Raw genomic sequence first — 24212 nt, 5'->3', positions numbered from 1 at the left:
GCGCTTTCGCCAGTTCTTGCCCGCTTTTGGCAAAATCCCGGCACCCGTTTCTCCCCTCCATTGCCTATGTCTCAAACGCCCGATTCCAAGACCGCCCCTGTGTTTGCCTACCGCCGCGAACAGCTCGAGGAGATGGCCTCCGATGTGCTCCGCATTGCCCGTGAACTCGGCGCCTCCGATGCCGCAACGGAAATCTCCGAAGGCCAAGGCCTGTCTGTCACGGTGCGCAAGGGCGAGATCGAGACCATCGAGCAGAACCGCGACAAGATTGTTGGCGTGACGGTCATGCTCGGCAAGAAGCGTGGCAACGCCAGCACGTCGGACTTTTCGCCGGCGGCACTGCGGTCCACCGTCGAGGCTGCCTACAACATTGCGCGCTTCACCGCCGACGATGATTGCGCCGGTTTGGCAGAAGAAGAACTGCTGGAGAAGCACCCGCAAGACCTGCAGCTCTATCACCCGTGGATGATTGACGCCGAAGCTGCCGTGGAGATCGCACGCGCCGCTGAAGCCGCTGCCTTTGCCGTAAGCCCGAAGATCCGCAACAGCGATGGCTCGAGCATCTCGGCCCAGCATTCGCACTTCGTCTTGGCCACGTCGCGCGGTTTCATGGCGGGCTACCCGTATTCGCGTCACTTCATTTCGGCTGCGCCGATCGCCGGTTCGGGCGCGCATATGCAGCGCGACGATTGGTATTCATCCAAGCGCTCGCCGGACGATCTGGCCGCACCGGAAGCGATCGGCAAGTACGCGGCGGAACGTGCGCTGGCGCGTTTGTCCGCGCGCCGGCTGACAACGCGCAAGTGCCCCGTGTTGTTCGAGGCGCCGCTGGCTGCAGGTTTGCTGGGCGCCTTTGTGCAGGCGGTGTCGGGCGGCGCGTTGTATCGCAAGTCGACGTTCCTGCTCGATACGCTGGGCAAGGAAGTTTTCGCGCCGCATGTGCAGATCACGGAAGACCCTCACGTCCTCAACGGCATGGGCAGCGCGCCGTTCGACGAGGAAGGCGTGCGCACGCAGCGCCGCGATGTGGTGAAGAACGGCGTGGTGGAGGGCTACTTCCTGTCGACGTATTCCGCGCGCAAGCTCGGCATGCAAACCACGGGCAACGCCGGCGGCTCGCATAACCTGACGTTGTTCTCCGACAAGACCACGCCCGAAGACGACTTTGCCGGCATGCTGCGCCGCATGGGCACGGGCCTATTGGTAACCGAGCTGATGGGCCAAGGCGTGAACTACGTGACGGGTGATTACTCGCGCGGCGCGTCAGGCTACTGGGTTGAAAATGGCGTGATTCAGTACCCGGTGGAAGAAATTACGATTGCCGGCAACCTGGGTGAGATGTTCCGCCAGATTGTCGCCATCGGTGCCGATGCGCTGGTACGCGGTACGAAGGAAACCGGCTCGATCCTGATCGAGCAGATGACGATTGCTGGCGAATAAATCGCCACCGCCGAAATAAAAAACGCGCTCGGAACTGAGCGCGTTTTTTATTGCCTGTCGCCAGTTACTGCTCGTTCGATGGCGGGCGTTCGTAGGTAACGAACGCGTAGTCGAAATCATTGGGTGCCGCCGCGTGGTGCGTCTCGCGTGCGACTTCGTGCCAGAGCTTGGGGTCGGGCGCGGGAAAGTATGCATCGCCTTCGAAATCGGCGTCGATTTCCGTGACGATCAGGCGGTCTGCGCTCGGGAGGGCATCCGCATACAGTTGCGCGCCACCGATCAGGAAGATCTGCTCGGCGCCGACGCACAGGCGCTGCGCATCTTCCATCGAAAATGCTATCTCGCAGCCCGGCAGTTCGAGCTTGGCATTGCGCGTGACGACGATGTTGCGTCGGCCCGGCAGCGGGCGGCCGATCGAATCGTACGTCTTGCGGCCCATCACGATGGGCGCGCCCATTGTGGTGCGCTTGAAGTGCGCGAGATCTTCGGGAAGCCGCCAGGGCAGGGTGTTGTTGCGGCCAATCACGCCGTTACGGGCGCGGGCGACGATGAGCGTCAGGATGGTCATACGGTTACACGGCCACCGGTGCTTTGATCGCAGCGTGGCTCTGATAGCCGACGATCTCAAAGTCTTCGTATTGGTAGTCGAAGATGCTTTCAGGCTTGCGCTTGATATGCAGTTTCGGCAACGGCAGCGGTTCACGCGCGAGCTGCGTTTCGACTTGTTCGAAGTGGTTGTTATAGAGGTGGCAATCGCCACCGGTCCAGACGAAATCGCCCACATCGAGGCCAGTCTGCTGCGCAACCATATGCACGAGCAGCGCGTAGCTGGCAATGTTGAACGGCACGCCAAGGAAGATATCGGCGCTGCGCTGGTAGAGCTGGCACGACAGCTTGCCGTCAGCCACATAGAACTGGAAGAACGCGTGGCAGGGCGGCAGCTTCATGCGCGGGATGTCGGCCACGTTCCAGGCGGAGACAATCAGCCGGCGCGAATCGGGGTTGCGCTTGATCTGCGCGATCAGCTCGGCGATCTGGTCGATGTGTTCGCCGTTGGGCGTCGGCCACGAGCGCCACTGGGAGCCGTACACGGGGCCCAGCTCGCCGTCGGCGTCAGCCCATTCGTCCCAGATCGTCACGCCGTTGTCTTGCAGCCACCGCACGTTGGTCGAGCCCTGGAGGAACCACAGCAGTTCATAGACGATGGACTTGATGTGGACCTTCTTGGTGGTCACTAGCGGAAAGCCATCCTGCAGGTTGAAGCGCATCTGGTGGCCGAACACGGATCGCGTGCCGGTGCCGGTGCGGTCGGCTTTGTCGGTGCCATGTTCGTAGACATGGCGCATCAGGTCGAGATAAGGCTTCATGCGAGCGCGGGCGAAGAGGCGAGGGCGTCGGATATCGGGTGAGCCGCATTGTAACGTGAGCGGCGCGGCGTCGACTGTACCGGCAGTGTCTGGAAACTGGCCCGGTCGGACGGGCGGCACGGTCGGGTCGATAAAGCGCAGAATTGTCGATGTTGCGGGGCAGGCAAGGCTGGCAAGATCGCGACATCGCTTTCAACTGTCTGCTGGAGAAACAGCGTGTCGTCCATAGCTACCTCCGCTTCGGCCACCCGTGCCGCCGAATTGCGCCATCTGCGCGCAGCCGCCGAATTGGTCCATGCGGTGATTCCCCCGACCCCGCAGTATTGTTGGCCGCTTCTGGCGCAAGCCGTGGGGGCGGTGGTGTGGGTTAAGCATGAAAACCACACCGAAGTGGGCGCGTTCAAGGTGCGAGGCGGGCTGACTTATCTGTATGCCTTGCGCCAACGTGAGCCGGACGTGCTTGGTGTGATTGCGGCGACGCGCGGCAATCATGGTCAGTCGATTGCATTGGCGGCGCGCCGCAATGGCCTGGCCGTCACCATCGTCGTGCCGCACGGCAATAGCGTGGAGAAGAACGCCGCCATGCGCGCACTTGGCGCAGAGCTCATTGAAGCGGGCGATGACTTCCAGGCGAGCCGCGAGTTCGCCGATCAATTAGCCGGTGAACGTGGCTTGCACTTTGTGCCCTCGTATCACGACGATCTGGTCGTCGGGGTGGCGAGCTACTGGCTGGAGTTTCTTGAGGCCACGCCGCTGGATGTGGTCTACGTGCCGATCGGCATGGGTTCGGGGATTTGCGCGGCGGTGCGGGCCCGCGATGCGTTGGGGCTGTCGACACGCATTGTCGGCGTTGTGTCAGCACATGCCCGGTGCTACGAGCAGTCGTTTGCAAGCGGTACCGTGGTGTCGGCGCCGGTGTCGACGTTGCTCGCCGACGGGCTGGCGTGCCGCACGCCGGACGCGAACGCGCTTGAGGTGATCCGAGCCGGCGTCGAAGAGATCATTGCGGTGACGGATGACGAAGTGGCGGAGGCCATTCGCCTGTACTTTTCCACCACGCACAACGTGGCGGAGGGCGCCGCGGCCGCAGCCCTTGCGGGTGCATGGCAGCAGCGGGAGCGGATTGTTGGCCAGCGCATCGGCCTGCCGCTGACCGGCGGCAACATTGATCGCGCCAAGCTGGCGCGTGTGCTCGCCGGTCAGCCCATCCTGGCTTAGTTTAGGCGGGTTGTTGGCGGCGACGTTGGACCAGCCAACCTCCGCCCAGCACCACCAGGAACACCACCACATACACTGCCCACTTGAGCGGCGGCTGTGGGGCAAAGAACGCCTTGAGAACCGGTTCGGCCACGATCATGTGCGCGGCCGTATAAGCCAGCACAGCGGCGCCGCCGTAGATGATGACCGGGAAGCGTTCGATCAGGCGCAGTACCACGCCGCTACCCCACACGACGACCGGCACGCTGATCAACAGACCCAGCACCACCAGCAGGAAGCTGCCATGCGATGCACCGGCAATGGCGAGCACGTTGTCGATGCCCATCACTGCATCGGCGATGATGATGGTCTTCATGGCGCCGATCAGCGTGGTGCTGCCCGCGCCGTGTTCATCGCCGCCTTGGCCGTCGTCGGCCAGAAGCTTCCACGCGATCCACACCAGCGCCAGACCGCCCACCAGCATCAGGCCCGGAATCTTCAGCAGCCATACCACCGCCAGCGTCATGAGCGCGCGCACGACTATGGCGCCCGCGGCGCCCCACATGATGGCCTTCTTCTGCAACTCGGGCGGCAGGTTGCGCGCTGCCAGCGCGATGAGGATGGCGTTATCGCCCGCAAGCACAAGGTCGATCACGATGATCGATGCCAGCGCGGCAGCAAACTGCATGGTGAAGATGTCAGACAACCATTCCATGGTGGCTCCAAGTCAAACAACAATAAAAATCGGTTGACCGAACTGCATGGAGTGCTGGGGCGAGACGCTTTGCAGACCATGAAATCCGGTTGCAAAGGTCTTGCTCGACACGAACAGGTTGGGAACCTGCTGGTGCCGGCACGACCGGAAGCGTGTGCTTCGTCATGACGATCGTGCCTGGGGCTGAAGAACCCCCGAGCTACTCCCCTTTGAGGAAGCCCGCATTATATCGCGGCGGGCGGATTGTGCGCTGCAAAAACGCAACATCGGCCTACCAGCACGGTGTGCGTGATTTTTTCAGCGGCGCGGGTGATTTTTACGATTGGCGCGATGCCGTGTTGTGGCGGCCTCCGGCGAAAGAACGGTGGCGCTGTCACAAAGCGGCGTCTACGCTGCAATTTCATCCGTGCGCCATCAGCGTGCGGTGATGGCATAGGCGCGATGGCACATTTCTCGCTGTCAATGGCCCTCATGACCATGCAGCACCGTGCCGTTCCACCCACAACGGGAGACACCATGCAGGCCACCAAGCCGTCCGCCGATGCCTATGCCCGCCGCGCACTGGCCCGTCTGATTCAGCCGCAGCCTACGGTTGACGCCGTTGGCGCGGGCCTGACTTTCTACCAGCTCTTTACGGAAGACGATGCCGCGTTGCGTTCCGAGGCGGAAGCCGGGCTGCTCTCACGCCCGGCCAGTATCAGCCCGAAGTTCTTCTACGACGCCCTCGGCTCGCGTCTGTTCGAAGCGATTACCGACTTGCCTGAGTATTACCCGACCCGCACCGAAGCCGCTATCTTCAGCCTGCACGCGGCCGAGATCGCGATGCGCGTGGGCCGCGGCGCCACGTTGATCGACCTAGGCGCCGGCAATTGCGAAAAGGCTGCACGGCTGTTCCGCACGCTCGCGCCGTCGCGTTATGTGGCGATCGACATCTCGGCGGATTTTCTGCGCGATACGCTGCGGGGGCTTGCGCGTCAGCATCCGCAATTGCCGATGGTCGGCATTGGCGCCGACCTGTGTGCGCCGCTGGTGTTGCCCGATGCCGTTGGCGATGGGCGCCGCGTGTGGTTCTACCCCGGTTCGAGCCTTGGCAATTTCACGCCGGAAGAGGCGAGGGCATTTCTCTCACGCCTGCACGAGGCTTCCGCGCCTGGCGACAGCGTGCTGATCGGCATCGACCTTATCAAAGACGCCCAACGGCTCGAAGCCGCTTACGACGATCCGCTTGGTGTGACCGCGGCGTTCAACCTGAACGTGCTGTGCAACCTGAATCGCCTCCTGGGCGCAAATTTCGACGTGCGGGATTGGCGCCATGTCGCGCTGTACCGCGCGGAGGCGCATCGCGTTGAGATGCACCTGGAAGCACTCCGCGATGTAACGGTGCAATGGGGCAAGCACGCGCGTACCTTCGCCGCCGGCGAACGCGTGCACACCGAGAACTCCGTCAAATACGACCTGCCGAGTCTGCAAGCGATGTTTGCCGATGCCGGTTTCGAAGATCTGCATGCCTGGACCGATGCCGGCAGCGACTTTGCCGTCTGTCACGCGAGCGTAGGCCGTTAGACGGGGGCGGCGGAACGCCAAGCAGGCCGGTGCGATAATGGATCGATTCCCGCCCGAGGTTTGCCGCGATGGCTGAATTCTTCATGCTCCCCGATCCGACCTTCATCGGATCGCTTCCCGACTGGACCGACGGCCGCCGCTTGCCGCGCCAGGGCATCGCGCACAGCCTGGTCGACGCCCGCAATCGCACGCTGGCGTTGTTGTCGGCGTTTGGCGATACGCAGCGCGGCTGGCAGATTGAACGCGTGGAGCATCATGCCCCACCGCTCTGGACGCTGGGCCAACTGGCCTGGTTTGCAGAGTTCTGGTGCCTGCGCGAGCCGCGTCGCAACGGCAGCGATACCATCGAGGACGGCGCTGGCACCGAGTGGGATCTGGCGCTCTGGCAGGCCACGTTGCCCGCCGCGCTTGATGGCGCCGACACGTTCTTCGACATGGATCGCATGCCTCCAGAGGCATGCTGGGACCTGACGCTGCCCGGCATCGCCGCGATCAAGCAGTACGCGCATGGCGTGCTCGACCGCGTGCTACGCAAGCTCGCCACGCTGGGCACCGACGACGACGCGGCGCTGGAACCGTTCCGCTGGGCGGTGTTCCACGAAGACCTGCGCGCCGAACATCTGCACGGGCTGCTGCAGGTCCTAGGCCTGCAACCCGCTGGACAGCCTCCGCTGGCCGCCGTGGCCGTGCCGGCTGCGCAGACATTGTCGTTGCCCGGCGGCCGTTTCCAGATGGGCTGGCCAGACGCCGACGGTTTCTTCTTCGACAATGAGTGTCCGCCGTACCGCACGTATGTGCCCGCGTTCGAGATCGATGCGCAGCCGGTTACGAATGGCCAATACCTGGAGTTCATCGAAGACCGTGGTTACGATCATCCGCAGTGGTGGTCGCCGGCCGGCATGGAGTGGCTGATGATGCAGGAGCGTTCGGCGCCGCTCGGTTGGCAGCGCGATCCCGCCACGCGTACCTGGCAGGCACTGCGCTACGGTCAGGCGCGTACGATCAACCGCGATGAAGCGGTGCGCCATGTGAGCCTGTACGAAGCCCAGGCGTGGTGCCGCTGGGCCGGCCGTCGCTTACCGACTGAAGACGAATGGGAGATGGCCGCGGTGCAGGGTAGGGCTGGCTTTCATTGGGGGCAGGTGTGGGAGTGGACGTCGTCGCCGTTCGAGCCGTATCCGGATTTCGTACCGGGCATGCCGCGCGGCCGGGTGGCGAGCTTGTCGGCACCGCATTTCATGACGATGCAGGCGGTACGAGGCGCTGCCGTACATACGCCGCAGCGCACGCGTCACCCGCGTTTCCGGGGCTTCCTGCTGCCGGAACGCGATGACGTTTTTGTCGGCTTCCGGACCTGCGCGCTTTGACGAGCGCAACCCTCGCTTCGGCGAGGGTTTTTGTTGCCTGCGGCGCTCACACAACAAGTCGCGCGATGAGCATCAGAAAAAGCCTCGCAGGTGTCTTCTCGTAAGTCCAACTGCGATTAACCGGCGTTGCCCAAGAAGCAAAAACCCCACGCTGTTAGACGTGGGGTTTTTTGTTGGTTGCCCGCTAAGGCCATCCAGAGGAGATGGCCCTTTATCGATCAACGATCGAAATCGCGCGGACGGCCCTTGCTGCCGTAGCTGTCGCGGTTGCCATAGCTGCGACGCTGAGCGCCGTTGCCACCGTCGCCGAAGCGGCTGGCGCCGTTGTTGTCGCCGAAGCGACGCGGGGCGCCTTCACGGTTGCCATCGCGATTGCCATAACCGCCGCCGTTGCTGGTGCCCGCGCTGTTGCCGTAGCTACGGTTGCCGTCTTGCGAGCCTTGCGTGCGTGCGGGTGCGGGACGTTGTTGCCAGTCGCCACGGTTTTGCTGGCCTTGGCCATACGACTGACGCGGGGCGCGGTCGTCGCGGTTCCATTCGCGTTGGGCGCCTTGGTAGCCGCCGCTGTTGCTGTTGCTGTTGCCGTTGCGATCATCGCGGCGCGGAGCAAAGCCGTCGCGGTCGCCGCCGAAGCTGCGTTGGAGGCGGCCTTCGCTGTTACCGCCATTGCCCCCGTTGCCGCCTTGGCGCGCGCCGAAGCCTTCACGCTGGCCGCGATAACCGCCGCCATTGCCACCGTTTCCACGGTAGCCGCCACGGTCGCCGCCGGCACGCGGGCCGCCAGTGCGGGGCTTGGCCGAGCGCTTCGGCTCCAGGCCCTCGACAACCGATGCGTCGATGCGGCGATCAACGAAGCGCTCGATACGGCGCCATTGGAACGTGTCGTTGTGGTTCACCAGGTTGATGGCGATCCCGCTGCGGCCGGCACGGCCCGTACGGCCGATGCGGTGCACGTAGTCTTCAGCTTGCTTGGGCAGGTCGAAGTTGACCACGTGCGTGATGTCCGGCACGTCAATGCCGCGGGCGGCCACGTCGGTGGCCACCAGCACGCGCAACTGACCGCGGCGCAGAGCCGTCAGCGTACGGTTACGCGCGCCCTGGTGCATGTCACCATGCAAGGCGCCGGCGGAGAAACCGTGCTCGGTCAGGCGCTCGGCCAGCGAGTCGGCATCACGCTTGGTCGCCGTGAAGACGATGGCTTGCTTGAGCGACGCGTCGCGCAGCAGGTGATCCAGCAACTGCTGCTTGTGCGACATGTCGTCGGTGAAGTGCAGGCGCTCTTCGATGTTGCTTTGGTCGATCTTCGCGGTGGCGATTTCGATACGCTGCGGCTCGCGCATCATGCGCTCGGCCAGTTGTTCGATGCGGCGGTCCATGGTGGCCGAGAACATCAGCATCTGGCGCGTGGCGGGCGTGGCGCCGACGATGGCTTCGATGTCATCCGAGAAGCCCATGTCCAGCATGCGGTCGGCTTCGTCAAAGACGAGCATGTTGAGTGCCGACAGGTCGATGCGGCCCGAGTCGATGTGGTCGAGCAGGCGGCCAGGCGTGGCGATGATGATGTCCGGCATGCGTGCCAGCATGTCGAGCTGCTTCGGGTAGGGCATGCCGCCCAGGATGCTCGCGCAGACGATGCGGCGCAGATGGCGGCCGTATTGTGCGGTGGCGGTAGTCACTTGCAGGGCCAGTTCACGCGTGGGCGTGAGCACCAGCAGCGACGGCTTGGCAGGTGCCGGGCGGGGGCGGCGACCCTTCATGCGTTGCGGCGGGCCGTCCATGCGCGGACGCTGCGGCTCAGGCTGCTCGCTGATGCGCTGGATGGCCGGCAGAATGAATGCGGCGGTCTTGCCCGAACCGGTTTGGCTCGTGACCAGCAGGTCGCGGCCCAACAGGCAGGCCGGAATGGCTTGCGCTTGAACCGGCGTCGGGGTGATGTAGTTCACTTCGCCCAGCGCACGGACGATGCGGTCGTCCAAGCCCAGTGCAGCAAAGGCGCTAGCACGGGTCGCGGCTTCGGCGACGAGGTTTTCGGTATTGGTGTTGCTGGTTTCAGCGTGCGCAATAGCGCCGCTGCCGTCTTGAGGCTGCGTCATGTCGAATAGGTAGTAAGGCTGCCGCGCCGCTACATCAACGGATGCAGACAGCGGAAATGGGATACGGCGACCGGTTAATCACGGGCGTCGGCGCCAATCGGATAAGGCCGGTTCGACAGACGGGCTGCAGAACGGACAGGCGGGGGAATGGGCCGGCCTCAAGCTGAACAGGTCAGCGAGGTGGGGCGGCGGTCCCTTCGGCGTGATGTGAATCCACGCGGGAGATCGGAGACGATGCCAAGCACAATGGCAATCGGCTGCGCATGCATGCAACGGGCGGGGATTCGGACGATGCGCGCCGGTCTGAAACCAGCACATCGGCCAACCGCGGACCGAAAAATACGGCAGTAAGCAGCCAAGTCACGGACTATAGCACGAATTTTTGCAGTGCGCAAAAATGCTAGTGATATTGATGTATGTGCCGGCACCGACGCTTGCCGGATCGAGCGCGCGGCCTATACTCAAAAGACCGGCCATGCTCATAGCCGGAAAGGGGCGGATGATGGAATTCCCGATGGCCTTCTCCAACCTGTACCTGTTGCTCGCCGTTTGCGTTGCGGGTGTGATCGGACTGGCCTCTGCGCCGCTGGTGATCCGAGGTGCGCGAGTAGGGATTCGCGTGCTGCTGACGATTATCGGGGTGCTGATCGGGCTGCTCGTGCTCGAAGCGCTGCCGGTGCTGACCTAGATGGCCCGGGGCCATCCGCAGCCATAGGCCCGCCCGCGTGTGGCGGGCCTCGTTGTTTTGTGCGGGCAAAAAACAAAAGCCAGGCGTGTTGCCTAGCTTTGTCGCATCTGCTGGTCCCGCCGACAGGAATCGAACCTGTATCTCACGCTTAGGAGGCGCGTGCACTATCCATTGTGCTACGGCGAGTGACCGACTCCCGGGTGACGCCAACGGCCGCCCGAGCGAGCCGCGATTCTACGCAATTTGCAGAGCCAAGACCAGTGAGCCGCGGGAGCGCCAGGCTGCGTCGGCAGCAGTTACCGATGCCATGTGAAACGATGATGACGCCATGGGTTTTGTAGGTTGCCGCCCACAGTCAAGGCGTTCTTGTGATGGGGCAAACGCTAAAGCGAACGAACGATCGGTCAAAGAATCAGATTTAAGTATTACGAACTTTCCAGGGTTGTTCACGGAAGTTATGCTTTCTCACCTATTCCAGAACCCCCTAGGCGACCAACATGCTGACATCCGAAGAACGGGACGATCCGTGGACGGTGGAGCCGTCGCTGGAAAGCCTGCTTCCCAAGCATCGGCCCGGGACGATCGATCGACCGATCTATTTCCGTCACACCGATACCCCCGACGGCCACGTCATCAAGCAATTTCCTGACGGCTCACGCCAGCTCGTGCGCTTTGTCGGCCTGGAAGAGCAGGTCGTCAAGCACTTTCTCTGAAATCCGCTTCCCGCGCCGGCAAGCACCTCGGCACATGTCGTAAGACATGCTGTGTTGTGTTGCCTGACGATGCACTGAGGTGGTGAGCGCTCTATCATTCGCAAATATTTACGTAAGCGATTGATAAGTTCATGGGAAGTATGCAAGGGTTTGCACCCGCCACACCGCCGGCGCGCAACCATCATTCCAGACAGCGAGCCGTCGCTGCGCCGCCTGTCATCGACATGGTGGTGCCATGGCCGGTGCGTGAATGGTCACCAGTGGTGACGTCTGATGAGGCGGCAGCCATGCGGTCCGCGTTGGAGCGCGGTAATGTGCTGCATTTTCCGGCGCTCGATTTCCCACTTGATGCCCGGGAGCAGCGGTTTCTCGATGCGCGCTGGTCTGACGGCAAGACGAAGAACATCAACCTGCGCGCGAACGAATCCCGCGTGCGCGGCGCCGTCGGGCAGCCCGCCGATCTGGGCGATCTCGCTACCTTGATTCTGCGTTACGCCGATGCTGCCGAGCGCCTCGTGCTGACGCTGTTTCCCGACTACGCCCCGCATTTGAAGCGAGCCGGCACGTCGTTGCGGCCGGCCGAGATTGCCGGGCGGCCGGTCAGTTGGCGCAAGGACGACACGCGTCTGCACGTCGACGCATTCCCGTCGAACCCGCTGCACGGCCAGCGCCTATTGCGTGTGTTCCACAATGTCGATCCGGATGCCTCGCGCGTCTGGCGCATCGGCGAGCCCTTTGCCGACTTCGCCCAGCGGTTTGTGCCGAAAACGCGGGGGATGCTCCCGGGACAATCGTGGCTGATGCACAAGCTGCATATCACCAAGCGCCCACGCTCCGAATACGACCACCGCATGCTGCAGCTGCACGATCTCGCGAAGGCCGACCTGGTCTATCAGCGCGGGGCACCGCAACAGACGTTCGAATTTGCTCCGGGTGCGACTTGGGTGGTCTTCAGCGATCAGGCGCTGCATGCGGCGATGCGCGGCCGCGCGATGATGGAACAGACTTTCTATCTTGACCCAGCGGCCATTGCCGATCGCACCCATTCGCCCGAAGCTGTCCTGTCGCGCATGCTCAACAAGCCGATGCTGCCGGCCCAGCGCTGACTGCGCAAAGCAAAACGCCGCCTGACTGCACGGCGGCGTTGCGCGATCACACCATTACGTTCAATCGGCGACCTTGTCGCTCGGGTACTTGAACGAGTCGCGCAGCAGGAAGCTCATCGGGATATCCAGCTTCGCGCTGTGCGGCGGAATCGGTTGTTGGAACCACTTCTTGTAGAGCTTGTCGGCGTCGTAGTCGAGGATGATGTTGGTCATCGCGCGATCGACGAGGCGCTTGAATTCGGCGTCGTCCTTGCTGAGCATGATCGCGTAGGGCTCGACCGTCAGCATGTCGCCGACGACGGCGTAGTCGCTTGGCGTCTTGGTGTTGGCGCGGAAGCCGAAGAGCAGCACGTCGTCCATCGCAAAGGCGTCAGCCTTGCCGGTTTCGACCATCGCGAAGGATTCAGCGTGGTCCTTGGCTTCGAGAAACTTCATATTCAGCACGCGGACGTCGTTCATCTTGCGCAGTTCCGCCACGCTGGTGGTGCCTTTGGTGGTGACGACGGTCTTGCCGCGCAGGTCGTCCCACCTGCGGATGCCCGACGAAGTCTTGACGATCATGCGGATGCCCGCGATGTAGTGCGGGATCGTGAATGCCACTTTCTCGCGGCGTTCGCGGTTATTGGTGGTCGAGCCGCATTCGAGGTCGGCTTTGCCTTCGATGATGGCCGGCATCCGCGTCGAAGGCGTGACCATCACATATTGCACTTTCAGGTCAGGGCGCTTGAGGTCCGTGCGCAGCTTGTCGACCACGCGCAGGCACAGGTCGACGGCATAGCCGACGGGTTTTTTATCGGCGTCGTAGAACGAGAAGGGCACGGAGCTTTCGCGATAGGCGACGCGGACGGTGCCCGTGTCGCGGATGCGGTCGAGCACCGGCGTGGAGGAGGCCACAGCCGTGCCCGGTACAGCACTGGATAGCGAAGCGAAGAGCAGCGCCGCAGCCTGCAGCGCGCGCGTGAAGAACGGCATGGTTGTATCCCCCGGGAAAGAATCGGCGGCCCACTTTATCGTTATGCCCGGCTCGTGGCCGGAGGGCCTGCCGCATGATACGGCGCGACGTTGCAACCTGCAGGCCCGTGCTTTTTTGGTGTTGTAAGCAGGCTGCAAGACTGGACCCCGCCCTCTAAAAGCCGACGCGTGGCGATTGCCTTGCAGTGGTGCATTGCGCACACGTGGCGTGCGCGACGCACCGTCTCAGCCGTCCGGCCGGTGCGGTGGACTCCCCGCGGTGCATGCCCGAGCCGTGCATGCGTTGCTGCGGTGCGAAGCCGCACCGCGCCTAGCGTTAGGCGTTTTTCCCTACCGGGTTTGTCCCGACTGCCCGAGACAGACGAGGGGCGCTATGCTCCGGCCATGTCTTGTTCGCAAGGCATCGAGGAGAGACTCTTCCGGCCCGCCGAAAGCGGGCCGTTTTTCTTTGGTGCGCTTGTTTCCTAGTTCTGGTTGGGAAGAACGCTGCCCGGCTGGGACGACTGCCGCGGCCAGTTCGAGAACGCGAAAATCCACAGCGCCACCAGGTTCACCACCGGTACCAGCACAAGCAGCGTCCACCACTGTGAGAAGCCGGTTCGCAGCAAGATCTGCCGCACCGGAATGCCTGCCACGATCAAGATGATCAACAGCCCGAATAGTCCGCGCATCGTCGTTCCCCTTCCGTAACGGTATGGATGGCGCGGCCGGAAAAAGAGAGTCCGGCGGCACAAGCGTTATAGCACCGGCATCTGCAAGCGCAATGCCGCCGGTGGACGACACGCGGGGCGACTACAATACGCGCCTTCCGGCCGCACGCGGCCTGCCTCCTTCTCACTCCAGCATGGCCCTGTTTTCCATTACCGATGCGCAACTGGCGTTCGGCCACCTGGCGCTGCTCGACCACACCGACTTCTCGCTGGAGGCTGGCGAGCGCATAGGCCTGATCGGCCGCAATGGCACCGGCAAGTCGTCGCTGCTCAAGATCGTGGCGGGTACGACCTCGCCGGATGACGGCTTGATTGCTCGCCAGAGCGGCGTGACGTCGGCCTATGTGCCGCAAGAACCCGAATTCGACCCGGAGCAGACCGTGGCCGAAGCCGTGGCGATGGGTGTGCCGCATGCCGCCGGCTTGCTTGCTGAATACGAAGCGCTGATCACGTCGATGGGCGATTCCCACGATGAAGACGCGCTGCACAAGCTGCAGGCGTTGCAATCGCAGTTGGAAGCCGCAGACGCCTGGCAGCTGCGTACGCGTGTGGAAACGACCATCGCCCAGTTGGGCCTGCAGCCGGGCGCGCGCATCGGTTCGCTGTCGGGCGGCCTGACCAAGCGTGTGGCGCTCGCGCAGGCGCTGGTGGGTGCGCCCGACATCCTGCTGCTGGACGAGCCGACCAACCACCTCGACTACGACTCCATTCGCTGGCTCGAAGATTTGCTGCTGGCGTTCCGCGGCAGCGTGTTGTTTATCACGCACGATCGCGCGTTCCTCGACCGTGTCGCCACGCGCATCATCGAACTCGATCGCGGCAAGCTGCGTTCGTACCCCGGCAACTTTACGGCGTATCAGACGCGCAAGGCGCAGGAGCTGGACGCCGAAGCCCTGGAAAACGCCCGCTTCGACAAACTGCTCGCGCAGGAAGAAGTGTGGATCCGCAAGGGTGTGGAAGCGCGCCGCACACGCAGTGTCGGCCGCGTTGCGCGGCTGGAACAGATGCGTGTGGAACGCCAGGTGCGCCGCGAGGTGCAGGGCAACGTCAAGCTGGAGGTCTCGCAGGGCGATCGCTCGGGCAAGATCGTCGCCGAGCTGATCGACGTGACCAAGCGCTATGGCGACAAAACCGTCGTTGACAACTTCACCGCCACGATTTTGCGCGGCGACAAGGTGGGGATTCTCGGCGCCAACGGGGTCGGCAAGACCACGCTGCTGAAGTTGATTCTCGGCGAACTGGCTCCCGATTCGGGCACGGTGCGCAACGGCACCAACCTGCAGGTGGCGTACTTCGACCAGATGCGCGCGCAATTGGATCTGAACCGGTCGCTTGCCGACACCATCAGCCCGGGCAGCGACTGGATCGAAGTCAACGGTCAGCGCAAGCACGTGATGAGCTATCTGGGCGATTTCCTCTTCCCGCCCGAGCGTGCGCGCTCGCCGGTGGCCTCGCTGTCGGGAGGCGAGCGCAACCGGCTGCTGCTGGCGCGCCTGTTTGCCCGTCCGGCCAACGTGCTGGTGCTCGACGAACCGACCAACGATCTGGACATCGACACACTTGAACTGCTGGAAGAGCTGCTGCAGGAATACAGCGGCACCGTATTCCTGGTCTCGCATGATCGCGCGTTTGTCGACAACGTCGTCACCTCGGTGATTGCGGCAGAGGGCGAGGGCCGTTGGCGCGAATACGTGGGCGGGTTCTCCGATTGGCAGACGCAATCTGCGCGCGCGGCGCGGATGGCGCAAGCCGCCAGGCCCGTCGCCGAAGAGAAGAAACCCGAGGCGGCCAAGCCGCGCGAGCGCGCCACGGTCAAGCTCAGCTACAAGGAGCAGCGCGAACTCGACGCGTTGCCCGCCACCATCGAGGCGCTGGAGGCTGAGCAAAAGCAGGTCGGCGGCGAACTGGAAGACGGCACGATCTACGGCCGCGACCCGGAGCGCGCGCAGAAGCTCGCCGAGCGCCACGAAGCCATCGAACTGGAACTGCTGGAGGCGCTGGAGCGATGGGAAGCCCTCGAAGCCAAGCGCGCCGGCACGGTGTGACGCCGCAGTAACCACGCAATATGTCAGCGGGATGTCGACCGGATGTGGGTTTCGGGTCGCATCCCAACGCTGACGATCCCTCCGCATTGTTGAGGACGGCTTCCTTTACAATGCGCGCTGCATTCCCGGTGCTTGGGGACAGACCCAAGCCTGGTCAGTTTTTCCGCCTTCCATGAGCAAAACCTCCCAATACAGCGAATCGTCGATCAAGGTCCTCAAGGGCCTGGAACCGGTCAAGCAACGGCCGGGCATGTATACGCGCACCGACAATCCCCTGCACATCGTGCAGGAAGTCATCGACAACTCCGCTGACGAGGCGTTGGGCGGCTACGGCAAGCTGATCGCCGTGACGCTGCACAAGGACGGCAGCGTGAGCGTGGAAGACGATGCGCGCGGTATTCCTGTCGGCATCCATCCCGAAGAGGGCGTGCCGGTGGTCGAGATCGTCTACACGCGCCTGCATGCCGGCGGCAAGTTCGACAAGGGCCGCGGCGGCGCATACGCGTTCTCCGGCGGCCTGCACGGCGTGGGTGTGTCGGTCACGAACGCGCTGTCGACGCGCCTGGAAGTGACGGTCTGGCGCGACGGCAATGTGTCGACGCTCGCATTCTCCGGTGGCGACGTGATCGAGCCGCTGACCACCCGCAAGGCCGAACGCGGCGAGAAGAAGAGCGGCACACGCGTGCGCGCGTGGCCGGACGCCAAGTATTTCGATTCCGAGAACATCCCGCAGGCCGAGCTGCAGCGCTTGCTGCGCAGCAAGGCCGTGCTGCTGCCGGGCGTGAAGGTCAGCCTTACGCTGGAAAAAACCGGCGAGACGCTCGAATGGCAATACGACCAGGGCCTGCGCGGCTATCTGGTCGAATCGCTCGCACAGGGCAGCGGTGCCGAGCCGGTGATCCCCCTGTTTGAAGGCGAACACTTTGCCGACCCCGACAAGCTCGGCGAAGAAGGTTTTGCCTTCGGCGAAGGCGCTTCGTGGGTGGTGGCCTGGACGGAAGAGGGCTCTCCGGTACGTGAGTCATACGTCAACCTGATCCCGACCCCCGCGGGCGGCACGCACGAATCCGGTTTGCGCGAAGGCCTGTTCCAGGCCGTGAAGAGCTTTGTCGAGATGCATGCGCTCCTGCCCAAGGGCGTCAAGCTGATGTCCGAAGACGTGTTTGCGCGCGCTTCGTTCGTGCTGTCGGCCAAGGTGCTCGACCCTCAGTTCCAGGGCCAGATCAAGGAACGCCTGAACAGCCGCGACGCGGTGCGGCTGGTCTCCACCTTCAGCCGTCCGGCGCTGGAGCTGTGGCTGAACCAGCACGTTGAGCACGGCAAGAAACTGGCCGAACTCGTCATCAAGCAAGCGCAGGCGCGTACACGTGCCGCGCAGAAGGTCGAGAAGAAGAAGGGCTCGGGCGTTGCCGTGCTGCCCGGCAAGCTGACCGATTGCGAGTCCGATGACGTTACCCGCAACGAACTCTTCCTGGTGGAAGGTGACTCCGCTGGCGGGTCGGCCAAGATGGGCCGCGACAAGGAATTCCAGGCCATCCTGCCGCTGCGCGGCAAGGTGCTCAACACGTGGGAAACCGAACGCGACCGCCTGTTCGCCAACAACGAAGTGCACGACATTGCGGTCGCCATCGGCGTCGACCCGCACGGGCCGAACGATACGGTCGACCTGTCGGGCCTGCGCTACGGCAAGATCTGCATCCTGTCCGATGCTGACGTGGACGGCGCGCACATCCAGGTGCTGCTGCTCACGTTGTTCTTCAAGCACTTCCCGCAACTGATCGATCGCGGGAACGTATGCGTGGCCCGGCCGCCGCTGTATCGTGTCGATGCCCCTGCGCGCGGCAAGAAGCCCGCGCAGAAGCTCTACGCGCTGGACGACGGCGAGCTGGAAGCCATTGAAGACAAGCTGCGCAAGGACGGCGTGAAGGAAGGCGCCTGGCAGATCTCCCGCTTCAAGGGCCTGGGCGAAATGAGCGCCGAGCAGCTCTGGGAAACCACCATGAACCCCGACACGCGCCGCCTGCTGCCCGTGGCGCTGGGCGAACTGGGTCAAGACCAGACCATCAACATGATGAACATGCTGATGGGCAAGGGCGAAGCCGGCGCGCGACGCACGTGGCTGGAAGCGCGCGGCAACGAAGTCGAAGCCGACATTTGACCGCTGACCGACAACGATGAAGCTTTTCGCACGTTTCGCATTCGCATTGACGGCGCTGGCCCTCCTGGCCAGCCAGCCGGTGCGCGCGGACGTCTACGGCTACATCGATGAAAACGGCCTCGCGCACTTCGCTGCGGAACGCCTGGACGATCGCTACGTGCTCTTCATGAAGGGCGCCGCAGTGGCGAGCAAGGGCGACGATAAGGACGGCAACAAGGACGACAGCGCCATCGCCCTGCCGGCAACCGAGCTGCCCGATGCCGATGCTTACCTCAACGCCAGCAAGCGCGATGCACTCGACAACGCCGGCGGCATGCGCCAGCGTCTGGTGCGCGCGGTGTTGCAGCATCCGAACGTGCCGACGGTGGAGCCGCTGATCCGCCAGGCCGCCAGCAAGCACGGTATCGACCCCGCGCTGGTGAAGGCCGTGATTGCCGCCGAATCCGGTTTCAACCCGCAGGCCGTGTCGCCCAAGGGCGCAATCGGGCTCATGCAGGTGATTCCGGATACCGGCGCGCGCTACGGCGTGACCGGCGACGCCCGCCGCACGGCCGCACAGAAGCTGGCCGACCCGAAAACGAATATCACCACCGGCGTGCGTTACCTGAGCGATCTGCTGCGCATGTTCTCGGGCAACCTTGAACTCGTGCTGGCCGCCTACAACGCCGGCGAAGGCGCGGTGCAGAAGCACGGCAACGACATTCCGCCCTACGCCGAGACCCAGAACTACGTGAAGACGGTGCTGCAGTTCTATCGTTACTACAACCCGGTCGCCGCCGTGCCCGGGTTGATGAATGTGAGCGCCAACGGCGTCATCGCCACGCGCAAGCCAGGCCGTACGGGCCGGCCCGCACGCATCGAACTCGTATTGGACCCGGCCACCGGCGTGGCCACGAACATCCCCCAACATTGATCCCGGCGGCGCCGCAACGTTGAAGCGCGCCGCTTTCGCTTGAGCCTCCATGGAACAACAAGACATCCTCTTCGACCCCAGCGAGCCGGCCGAAGCGCTCACGCTTGGCGCCTACGCCGAGCGCGCCTATCTCGACTACGCCATCAGCGTGGTCAAGGGCCGCGCGCTGCCCGAGGTGGCCGATGGCCAGAAGCCGGTGCAGCGCCGCATCCTGTTTGCGATGCACGAGATGGGCCTGCGCTCCGATGCCAAGCCAGTCAAATCGGCGCGCGTGGTGGGCGACGTGCTCGGTAAATACCACCCGCACGGCGATCAATCCGCCTACGACGCGCTGGTGCGCCTGGCGCAGGATTTCTCGCTGCGTTACCCGCTGATCGACGGGCAGGGCAACTTCGGCTCGCGCGATGGCGACGGTGCGGCGGCGATGCGCTACACCGAAGCGCGCCTCACGCCCATCTCGCGTCTGCTGCTCGAAGAGCTGGACCAGGGCACGGTCGACTTCATCCCCAACTACGACGGTTCGATGGACGAGCCGAAGCTGCTGCCGGCGCGCCTGCCGTTCGTGCTGCTTAACGGCGCATCGGGCATTGCGGTGGGGATGGCCACGGAGATCCCGTCGCACAACCTGCGCGAAGTGGCGAACGCCACCGTGGCGCTCATTCGCGACGACAAGCTCACCAGCTCCGATCTGATGCAGTACATGCCTGGGCCGGACTTCCCGGGTGGCGGTCAGATCATCTCGTCTGCAACCGACATTGCGCAGGTGTATGAGAGCGGTCGCGGCAGCCTGAAGGTGCGCGCGCGCTGGAAGATCGAAGAACTCGCGCGCGGCCAGTGGCAACTCGTGGTGAACGAATTGCCGCCCAACACCTCGTCGCAGAAGGTGCTGGAAGAGATTGAAGAGCTGACGAATCCGAAGGTGCGCACGGGCAAGAAGTCGCTGTCGCCGGATCAGCTCACCATGAAGCAGACCATGCTGGGTCTGCTCGACGCGGTGCGCGATGAGTCGGGCAAGGACGCGCCGGTGCGCCTCGTGTTCGAGCCCAAGAGCAAGAACATCGACCAGCAGGAATTTGCCAACACGCTGCTGGCACATACGTCGCTGGAGTCGGGCGCGGCCATCAACCTCGTGATGATCGGCACGGATGGCCGCCCGCGTCAGAAGGGGCTGGCGGAGATCCTGCGCGAATGGATCGCCTACCGCTTTGCCACGGTCACGCGCCGCACGCGCCATCGTCTGGGCAAGGTGGAAGACCGCATCCACATCCTCGAGGGGCGGCAGCTGGTGCTGCTGCGCATCGAGGATGTGATCCGCATCATCCGCGAGAGCGAAGACCCCAAGGCCGCGCTGATCCAGGTTTTCAACCTCAGCGACCGTCAGGCCGAAGACATCCTGGAAATCCGCCTGCGCCAGCTCGCACGCCTGGAAGCCATCAAGATCGAGCAGGAATTGAAGAACCTGCGCGAAGAACAGGGCGAGCTGGACGTGCTGCTGAAGTCCGAGACCATGATGCGCCGTCGCATCATCAAGGAGATCGAGACCGACGCGAAGCAATATGGCGACGACCGCCGCACCTTCATTCAGGAAGAGCGCCGTGCCGCCGCCGAAGTGAAGGTCGTCGATGAACCCGTCACGGTGATCGTCTCGCAGAAGGGCTGGGTGCGTACGCGCCAGGGCCACGGCCACGACGCCACGCAATTCGGCTTCAAGGCAGGCGACACGCTGTACGACACGTTTGAATGCCGTACTACCGACGCGCTGCTGATCTTCGGCACGCGCGACGACAAGGGCACGGGTCGCGTCTATTCCGTAGCGGTGGCCAACCTGCCGGGCGGCCGTGGCGATGGTGTGCCGCTGACGACGCTGATCGAACTCACGCCGGGCACGCATATCGCCCACACGTTCGCGGGCCACGCCGAACAGAATCTGGTGATTTCCACGCGCGGCGGCAACGGCTTCCTCGCCAAGGTGGGCGACATGGTCGGCCGCCAGAAGGCCGGCAAGGCGTTCCTGACGCTGGACGAGGGCGACCAGCCCAATAAACCGGCGCCGGTGCCGGCTGACGCTTATGGCGTGGCGTGCCTGTCGGAAGGCGGCCGCATGCTGCTGTTCCAGATCAGCGAGTTGAAGACGCTCGCCAGCGGTGGCCGTGGCGTGATCCTGATGGAGCTGGAGAAGAACGAAACGCTGCTCCAGGCGCTGGCCTTCGGTGCGGCGGGCTTCGTGCTCTCGGGCACTGGCCCACGCGGCGGCAAGGCCGTCGAACAGAGCCTGACGACCCGCGCGCAAGAGCCGTACGCAGGCAAGCGCGCACGCAAGGGCAAGACGCTGGAGCCCAAACTGCGCGATCCGAAGCTCTCCCTGCCGAAACCGGCACCGGCAGCTGCCTGATCTGATGAGCGATCCGCACGCCCCGCCTGATGCGGCTTCGGCGACAGACGCAAACGTTCCCTCGTGCCGCAAACTCTTCACCGAGTTTGCGCGCATGGGGCTGTCGGGCTTTGGCGGCGTGCTGCCGTTCGCGCGTGCCGGCATTGTGGATCGCAACCGCTGGCTATCCAACACCGAGTTCGCCGAGCTGCTGAGTCTCGGGCAGGTGTTGCCCGGTCCGAATGTCGTCAACCTGTCGGTGATGCTCGGCTATCGGTACCACGGCGTGCGTGGCGCCGCGGCCGCAATGGGCGGCCTTGTGCTCACGCCTGCCGTGCTGCTGCTGTTGATCGTCATGCTGTACGACCAATTCAGCGCGCTGCCTTTGGTGCAGAACCTGCTCAAGGGCATGGCAGCGGTGGCGGCGGGGCTGGTGCTTTCAACCGCCGTCAAGCTGGCGCAGGGCCAGTCGCGCACCTGGCGTGCCGTCTGCATCGGTCTGGCGGTCGTCCTCACCATCGGCGTGCTGCAGTGGCCGCTGCTTCCCGTGATGCTGGTGCTGATCCCGCTTGCCCTCCTGCTCGAATGGAGGGCGATGCGATGAGCTACCTCACCACCGTCTTCGATCTATTCTGGCACTTTCTGGTGCTGTCGTTTCTCGCCATCGGCGGGGCCAGTTCGACGCTGCCCGACATGCATCGTTTTCTGGTCGATACGCGGCACTACATGACGAGCGAGCAGTTGAGCGCCATGTATGCCATCTCGCAGGCGGCACCCGGGCCCAACGTGTTGTTCGTGGAACTGTTCGGCTGGCAGGCGGCGGGTCTGGGCGGTGCAGTCGCATCGCTGGTTGGCATCTGCGGGCCGTCGTGCGTGATCGCCGCCGTCATCGCGCGCGTCATGGACCGCAAGCCCGACGCGCGCTGGATCGCGTTGGTCCGCCGTGGCCTCGCACCGCTGACGATCGGCCTGTTGTTCTCCACCGGCTGGGTGCTTGCCCGGGGGGCAGACAGCAGCTTCAGCACCGTCGCGCTGACCGTCGCGACGGTCGTGGCCTGCACCTTCACCCGCGTCCACCCGCTGGTGCTGGTAGGGCTGGGGGCGTTGGTTGGTGGCATGGGCTGGGTGTAGCGCCCTCAGTCGCACCGGCTGCGCGGCGTTCACCGCAAGCGAATCCAAGGCGGACGAAAGTCCGCCTTTTTCTTTGCGCGCTTGCCGTAGATACCGGCCCCGCTTTCCTTCGGGAATACCCCAATGCCGTTGATGATGTATATACAACAACATATATATTTACGCGATGTTGTCTGTATATCGATTCGCATCCGCTCGACCTGCGCGTCAAGTCTGTACGGGCCCCGCAGGCAACCTCGCCGACATAAAGAGGAGACAGTTTGGAACACCTTCAACGCAACCTGCGCGCGCGGCATATCCGTTTTCTGGCGCTCGGTTCGGCCATCGGCACGGGCCTTTTCTACGGGTCCGCTTCGGCCATCCAGTTGGCCGGGCCGGCCGTGATCCTCGCGTACATCATCGGCGGTGCGGCCGTCTACATGGTCATGCGCGCGCTAGGCGAGATGGCGGTGCGCCAGCCGGTCTCCGGTTCTTTCGGCCGTTATGCGCGCGACAACCTCGGTCCACTCGCCGGCTTTCTGACCGGGTGGACGTACATCCTCGAGATGGTGATCGTCTGCCTGGCTGACGTCACGGCGTTCGGCATCTACATGGGCTTCTGGTTTCCCGAGGTGCCGCAATGGATCTGGGTGCTCGGCATCGTCATGCTCATCTGCGGCCTGAACCTGTGCAACGTCAAGGTGTTCGGCGAGATGGAATTCTGGCTCGCGCTCATCAAGATCGTGGCGATCGGCGCCATGATCGTCGGCGGCACCGTCATCCTGTTCCTCGGCGTGAAGATGAACGGCGAGCATGCGTCCGGCCTCAGCAATCTCTGGTCGCATGGCGGTTTCCTGCCGCATGGCGTGGGCGGACTCATTGCGTCGTTTGCCGTGGTCATGTTTGCGTACGGCGGCGTCGAGATCATCGGCATTACCGGCGGTGAAGCGCAGAACCCCGACAAGGTCATCCCGAAGGCCATCAATGCTGTGCCGGCGCGCATCCTGCTGTTCTACGTGCTGACCATGTGTGTGCTGATGGCGATCTTCCCGTGGACGGGCATCGACGGCCAGGGCAGCCCGTTCGTGCAGATATTCTCGGGGCTGGGCATCCAGTCTGCGGCGGCGATCCTGAACCTCATCGTCATCTCGGCGGCCATTTCGGCCATCAACAGCAACATCTTCGGCGCGGGCCGGATGATGTACGGCATGGCCGAGCAGGGCCAGGCGCCGCGCATCTTTGCGGCCACCTCCCGCCACGGCGTGCCCTGGGTGACGGTGCTGTTCATGGCCGGTGCGCTGCTGGGCGGCGTGGTGCTGAACTACCTGATTCCCGAGAACGTCTTCGTGATCATCGCGTCGATCGCCACGTTCGCCACCGTCTGGGTCTGGCTGATGATCCTGCTCTCGCAGGTGGCCATGCGCCGGCGTCTGTCAGCCGAAGAAGTGCGTGCGCTCAAGTTCAAGGTGCCGCTGTGGCCTGTCGGGCCGGCGCTTGCCATCGCGTTCATGCTGTTCGTGATCGGCGTGCTGGGCTACATGGAAGACACCCGCGTGGCGCTGTACGTCGGCGCAGGCTGGGTGCTGCTCATGTCGGCCGCGTGGTATGTGCGCGTCAAGCCCAACGCCGCAGCCGTGTTGGCTGAAGAGGCAAGCGGGGCGTGAGCCCGGCCGCCCAAGAAAGC

The 24212-nt window shown here is 63.9% G+C and carries 20 protein-coding genes and 1 tRNA gene; 14 read left to right on the top strand and 7 right to left on the bottom strand.

Annotated elements, in window-relative coordinates; genetic code table 11:
- Positions 1-66: 66 nt before the first annotated feature.
- On the top strand, positions 67-1440 hold the full coding sequence (gene pmbA, locus DOD19_RS10490; RefSeq protein WP_112185375.1) for a metalloprotease PmbA: 1374 nt from the start codon (positions 67-69) through the stop codon (positions 1438-1440).
- Positions 1441-1504: 64 nt separating this feature from the next.
- On the opposite strand, the gene DOD19_RS10485 is transcribed toward pmbA, so the two are convergent.
- Both DOD19_RS10485 and DOD19_RS10480 read right to left on the bottom strand, forming a co-directional pair.
- A complete protein-coding gene (locus DOD19_RS10485; RefSeq protein ID WP_112185373.1) occupies positions 1505-2008 on the bottom strand; it encodes a dihydrofolate reductase in 504 nt (167 codons plus the stop codon).
- A 4-nt stretch (positions 2009-2012) separates the two neighbouring features.
- The gene (locus DOD19_RS10480; RefSeq protein ID WP_112185371.1) at positions 2013-2807 is read right to left on the bottom strand and encodes a thymidylate synthase; all 795 of its coding nucleotides are present in this window, start codon (positions 2805-2807) and stop codon (positions 2013-2015) included.
- Positions 2808-3023: 216 nt separating this feature from the next.
- Here DOD19_RS10480 and DOD19_RS10475 point away from each other — a divergent pair, with 216 nt between their 5' ends.
- Complete coding sequence (locus tag DOD19_RS10475) at positions 3024-4025, top strand: threonine dehydratase (RefSeq protein WP_112185369.1); 1002 nt, start codon at positions 3024-3026, stop codon at positions 4023-4025.
- A gap of 1 nt (position 4026) precedes the next feature.
- Here DOD19_RS10475 and DOD19_RS10470 read toward each other — a convergent pair whose 3' ends face one another.
- The gene (locus tag DOD19_RS10470) at positions 4027-4719 is read right to left on the bottom strand and encodes a TerC family protein (RefSeq protein WP_024976229.1); all 693 of its coding nucleotides are present in this window, start codon (positions 4717-4719) and stop codon (positions 4027-4029) included.
- A 516-nt stretch (positions 4720-5235) separates the two neighbouring features.
- Between DOD19_RS10470 and egtD the strand changes: the two genes are divergently transcribed.
- On the top strand, positions 5236-6282 hold the full coding sequence (gene egtD / locus DOD19_RS10465) for an L-histidine N(alpha)-methyltransferase (RefSeq protein ID WP_112185367.1): 1047 nt from the start codon (positions 5236-5238) through the stop codon (positions 6280-6282).
- Positions 6283-6350: 68 nt separating this feature from the next.
- Complete coding sequence (locus tag DOD19_RS10460) at positions 6351-7649, top strand: ergothioneine biosynthesis protein EgtB (protein ID WP_024976227.1); 1299 nt, start codon at positions 6351-6353, stop codon at positions 7647-7649.
- Between the two features lie 218 nt (positions 7650-7867).
- Here DOD19_RS10460 and DOD19_RS10455 read toward each other — a convergent pair whose 3' ends face one another.
- Positions 7868-9742 (bottom strand): DEAD/DEAH box helicase, encoded by a 1875-nt coding sequence (locus tag DOD19_RS10455; protein WP_112185365.1) that lies wholly within the window; start codon positions 9740-9742, stop codon positions 7868-7870.
- A 499-nt stretch (positions 9743-10241) separates the two neighbouring features.
- Between DOD19_RS10455 and DOD19_RS10450 the strand changes: the two genes are divergently transcribed.
- Positions 10242-10430: a hypothetical protein gene (locus DOD19_RS10450; RefSeq protein WP_012435166.1), complete on the top strand. Its 189-nt coding sequence runs from the start codon at positions 10242-10244 to the stop codon at positions 10428-10430.
- Positions 10431-10541: 111 nt separating this feature from the next.
- On the opposite strand, the gene DOD19_RS10445 is transcribed toward DOD19_RS10450, so the two are convergent.
- A tRNA-Arg gene (locus DOD19_RS10445) sits at positions 10542-10616 on the bottom strand.
- A gap of 311 nt (positions 10617-10927) precedes the next feature.
- Here DOD19_RS10445 and DOD19_RS10440 point away from each other — a divergent pair.
- Together DOD19_RS10440 and DOD19_RS10435 are read left to right on the top strand one after the other, a co-directional pair.
- On the top strand, positions 10928-11143 hold the full coding sequence (locus DOD19_RS10440) for a hypothetical protein (protein ID WP_024976225.1): 216 nt from the start codon (positions 10928-10930) through the stop codon (positions 11141-11143).
- 131 nt (positions 11144-11274) lie between these two features.
- The gene (locus DOD19_RS10435; protein WP_112185363.1) at positions 11275-12249 is read left to right on the top strand and encodes a Kdo hydroxylase family protein; all 975 of its coding nucleotides are present in this window, start codon (positions 11275-11277) and stop codon (positions 12247-12249) included.
- 60 nt (positions 12250-12309) lie between these two features.
- On the opposite strand, the gene DOD19_RS10430 is transcribed toward DOD19_RS10435, so the two are convergent.
- Complete coding sequence (locus tag DOD19_RS10430; protein WP_112185361.1) at positions 12310-13221, bottom strand: amino acid ABC transporter substrate-binding protein; 912 nt, start codon at positions 13219-13221, stop codon at positions 12310-12312.
- A 464-nt stretch (positions 13222-13685) separates the two neighbouring features.
- Entirely contained in the window at positions 13686-13892 is a 207-nt protein-coding gene (locus DOD19_RS10425) for a hypothetical protein (RefSeq protein WP_024976222.1), read from the bottom strand.
- A 173-nt stretch (positions 13893-14065) separates the two neighbouring features.
- Here DOD19_RS10425 and DOD19_RS10420 point away from each other — a divergent pair, with 173 nt between their 5' ends.
- From DOD19_RS10420 to DOD19_RS10390, 7 genes are all read left to right on the top strand, one after another.
- Entirely contained in the window at positions 14066-15976 is a 1911-nt protein-coding gene (locus tag DOD19_RS10420; RefSeq protein ID WP_112186001.1) for an ATP-binding cassette domain-containing protein, read from the top strand.
- Positions 15977-16148: 172 nt separating this feature from the next.
- Entirely contained in the window at positions 16149-18134 is a 1986-nt protein-coding gene (locus DOD19_RS10415) for a DNA topoisomerase IV subunit B (protein ID WP_024976220.1), read from the top strand.
- A gap of 16 nt (positions 18135-18150) precedes the next feature.
- On the top strand, positions 18151-19047 hold the full coding sequence (locus DOD19_RS10410) for a lytic transglycosylase domain-containing protein (protein ID WP_112185359.1): 897 nt from the start codon (positions 18151-18153) through the stop codon (positions 19045-19047).
- A gap of 49 nt (positions 19048-19096) precedes the next feature.
- The gene (gene parC / locus DOD19_RS10405) at positions 19097-21439 is read left to right on the top strand and encodes a DNA topoisomerase IV subunit A (protein ID WP_112185357.1); all 2343 of its coding nucleotides are present in this window, start codon (positions 19097-19099) and stop codon (positions 21437-21439) included.
- Positions 21440-21443: 4 nt separating this feature from the next.
- Complete coding sequence (locus tag DOD19_RS10400) at positions 21444-22022, top strand: chromate transporter (protein ID WP_024976217.1); 579 nt, start codon at positions 21444-21446, stop codon at positions 22020-22022.
- The gene (locus DOD19_RS10395) at positions 22004-22549 is read left to right on the top strand and encodes a chromate transporter (protein WP_204360048.1); all 546 of its coding nucleotides are present in this window, start codon (positions 22004-22006) and stop codon (positions 22547-22549) included. The genes DOD19_RS10400 and DOD19_RS10395 overlap by 19 nt, the downstream gene beginning before the upstream one ends.
- A gap of 260 nt (positions 22550-22809) precedes the next feature.
- Positions 22810-24192, top strand: a complete 1383-nt coding sequence (locus DOD19_RS10390) for an amino acid permease (RefSeq protein WP_024976215.1) — start codon at positions 22810-22812, stop codon at positions 24190-24192.
- Positions 24193-24212: the final 20 nt, after the last annotated feature.

The organism is Ralstonia sp. GX3-BWBA, assembly GCF_003290055.1.
Lineage (GTDB): Bacteria > Pseudomonadota > Gammaproteobacteria > Burkholderiales > Burkholderiaceae > Ralstonia > Ralstonia holmesii.
This window is presented reverse-complemented; position numbering and strand designations above follow the sequence as displayed.

Bases quoted from the DNA above. Each gene is read 5' to 3' on its own strand.
- DOD19_RS10400 (WP_024976217.1), top strand. From the start codon at position 21,444: ATGAGCGATCCGCACGCCCCGCCTGATGCGGCTTCGGCGACAGACGCA.
- pmbA (WP_112185375.1), top strand. From the start codon at position 67: ATGTCTCAAACGCCCGATTCCAAGACCGCCCCTGTGTTTGCCTACCGC.
- DOD19_RS10440 (WP_024976225.1), top strand. From the start codon at position 10,928: ATGCTGACATCCGAAGAACGGGACGATCCGTGGACGGTGGAGCCGTCG.
- DOD19_RS10415 (WP_024976220.1), top strand. From the start codon at position 16,149: ATGAGCAAAACCTCCCAATACAGCGAATCGTCGATCAAGGTCCTCAAG.
- DOD19_RS10395 (WP_204360048.1), top strand. From the start codon at position 22,004: ATGGAGGGCGATGCGATGAGCTACCTCACCACCGTCTTCGATCTATTC.
- DOD19_RS10485 (WP_112185373.1), bottom strand. From the start codon at position 2,008: ATGACCATCCTGACGCTCATCGTCGCCCGCGCCCGTAACGGCGTGATT.
- DOD19_RS10410 (WP_112185359.1), top strand. From the start codon at position 18,151: ATGAAGCTTTTCGCACGTTTCGCATTCGCATTGACGGCGCTGGCCCTC.
- DOD19_RS10455 (WP_112185365.1), bottom strand. From the start codon at position 9,742: ATGACGCAGCCTCAAGACGGCAGCGGCGCTATTGCGCACGCTGAAACC.
- DOD19_RS10450 (WP_012435166.1), top strand. From the start codon at position 10,242: ATGATGGAATTCCCGATGGCCTTCTCCAACCTGTACCTGTTGCTCGCC.
- egtD (WP_112185367.1), top strand. From the start codon at position 5,236: ATGCAGGCCACCAAGCCGTCCGCCGATGCCTATGCCCGCCGCGCACTG.
- DOD19_RS10430 (WP_112185361.1), bottom strand. From the start codon at position 13,221: ATGCCGTTCTTCACGCGCGCGCTGCAGGCTGCGGCGCTGCTCTTCGCT.
- DOD19_RS10480 (WP_112185371.1), bottom strand. From the start codon at position 2,807: ATGAAGCCTTATCTCGACCTGATGCGCCATGTCTACGAACATGGCACC.
- DOD19_RS10425 (WP_024976222.1), bottom strand. From the start codon at position 13,892: ATGCGCGGACTATTCGGGCTGTTGATCATCTTGATCGTGGCAGGCATT.
- parC (WP_112185357.1), top strand. From the start codon at position 19,097: ATGGAACAACAAGACATCCTCTTCGACCCCAGCGAGCCGGCCGAAGCG.
- DOD19_RS10470 (WP_024976229.1), bottom strand. From the start codon at position 4,719: ATGGAATGGTTGTCTGACATCTTCACCATGCAGTTTGCTGCCGCGCTG.
- DOD19_RS10420 (WP_112186001.1), top strand. From the start codon at position 14,066: ATGGCCCTGTTTTCCATTACCGATGCGCAACTGGCGTTCGGCCACCTG.
- DOD19_RS10460 (WP_024976227.1), top strand. From the start codon at position 6,351: ATGGCTGAATTCTTCATGCTCCCCGATCCGACCTTCATCGGATCGCTT.
- DOD19_RS10435 (WP_112185363.1), top strand. From the start codon at position 11,275: ATGGGAAGTATGCAAGGGTTTGCACCCGCCACACCGCCGGCGCGCAAC.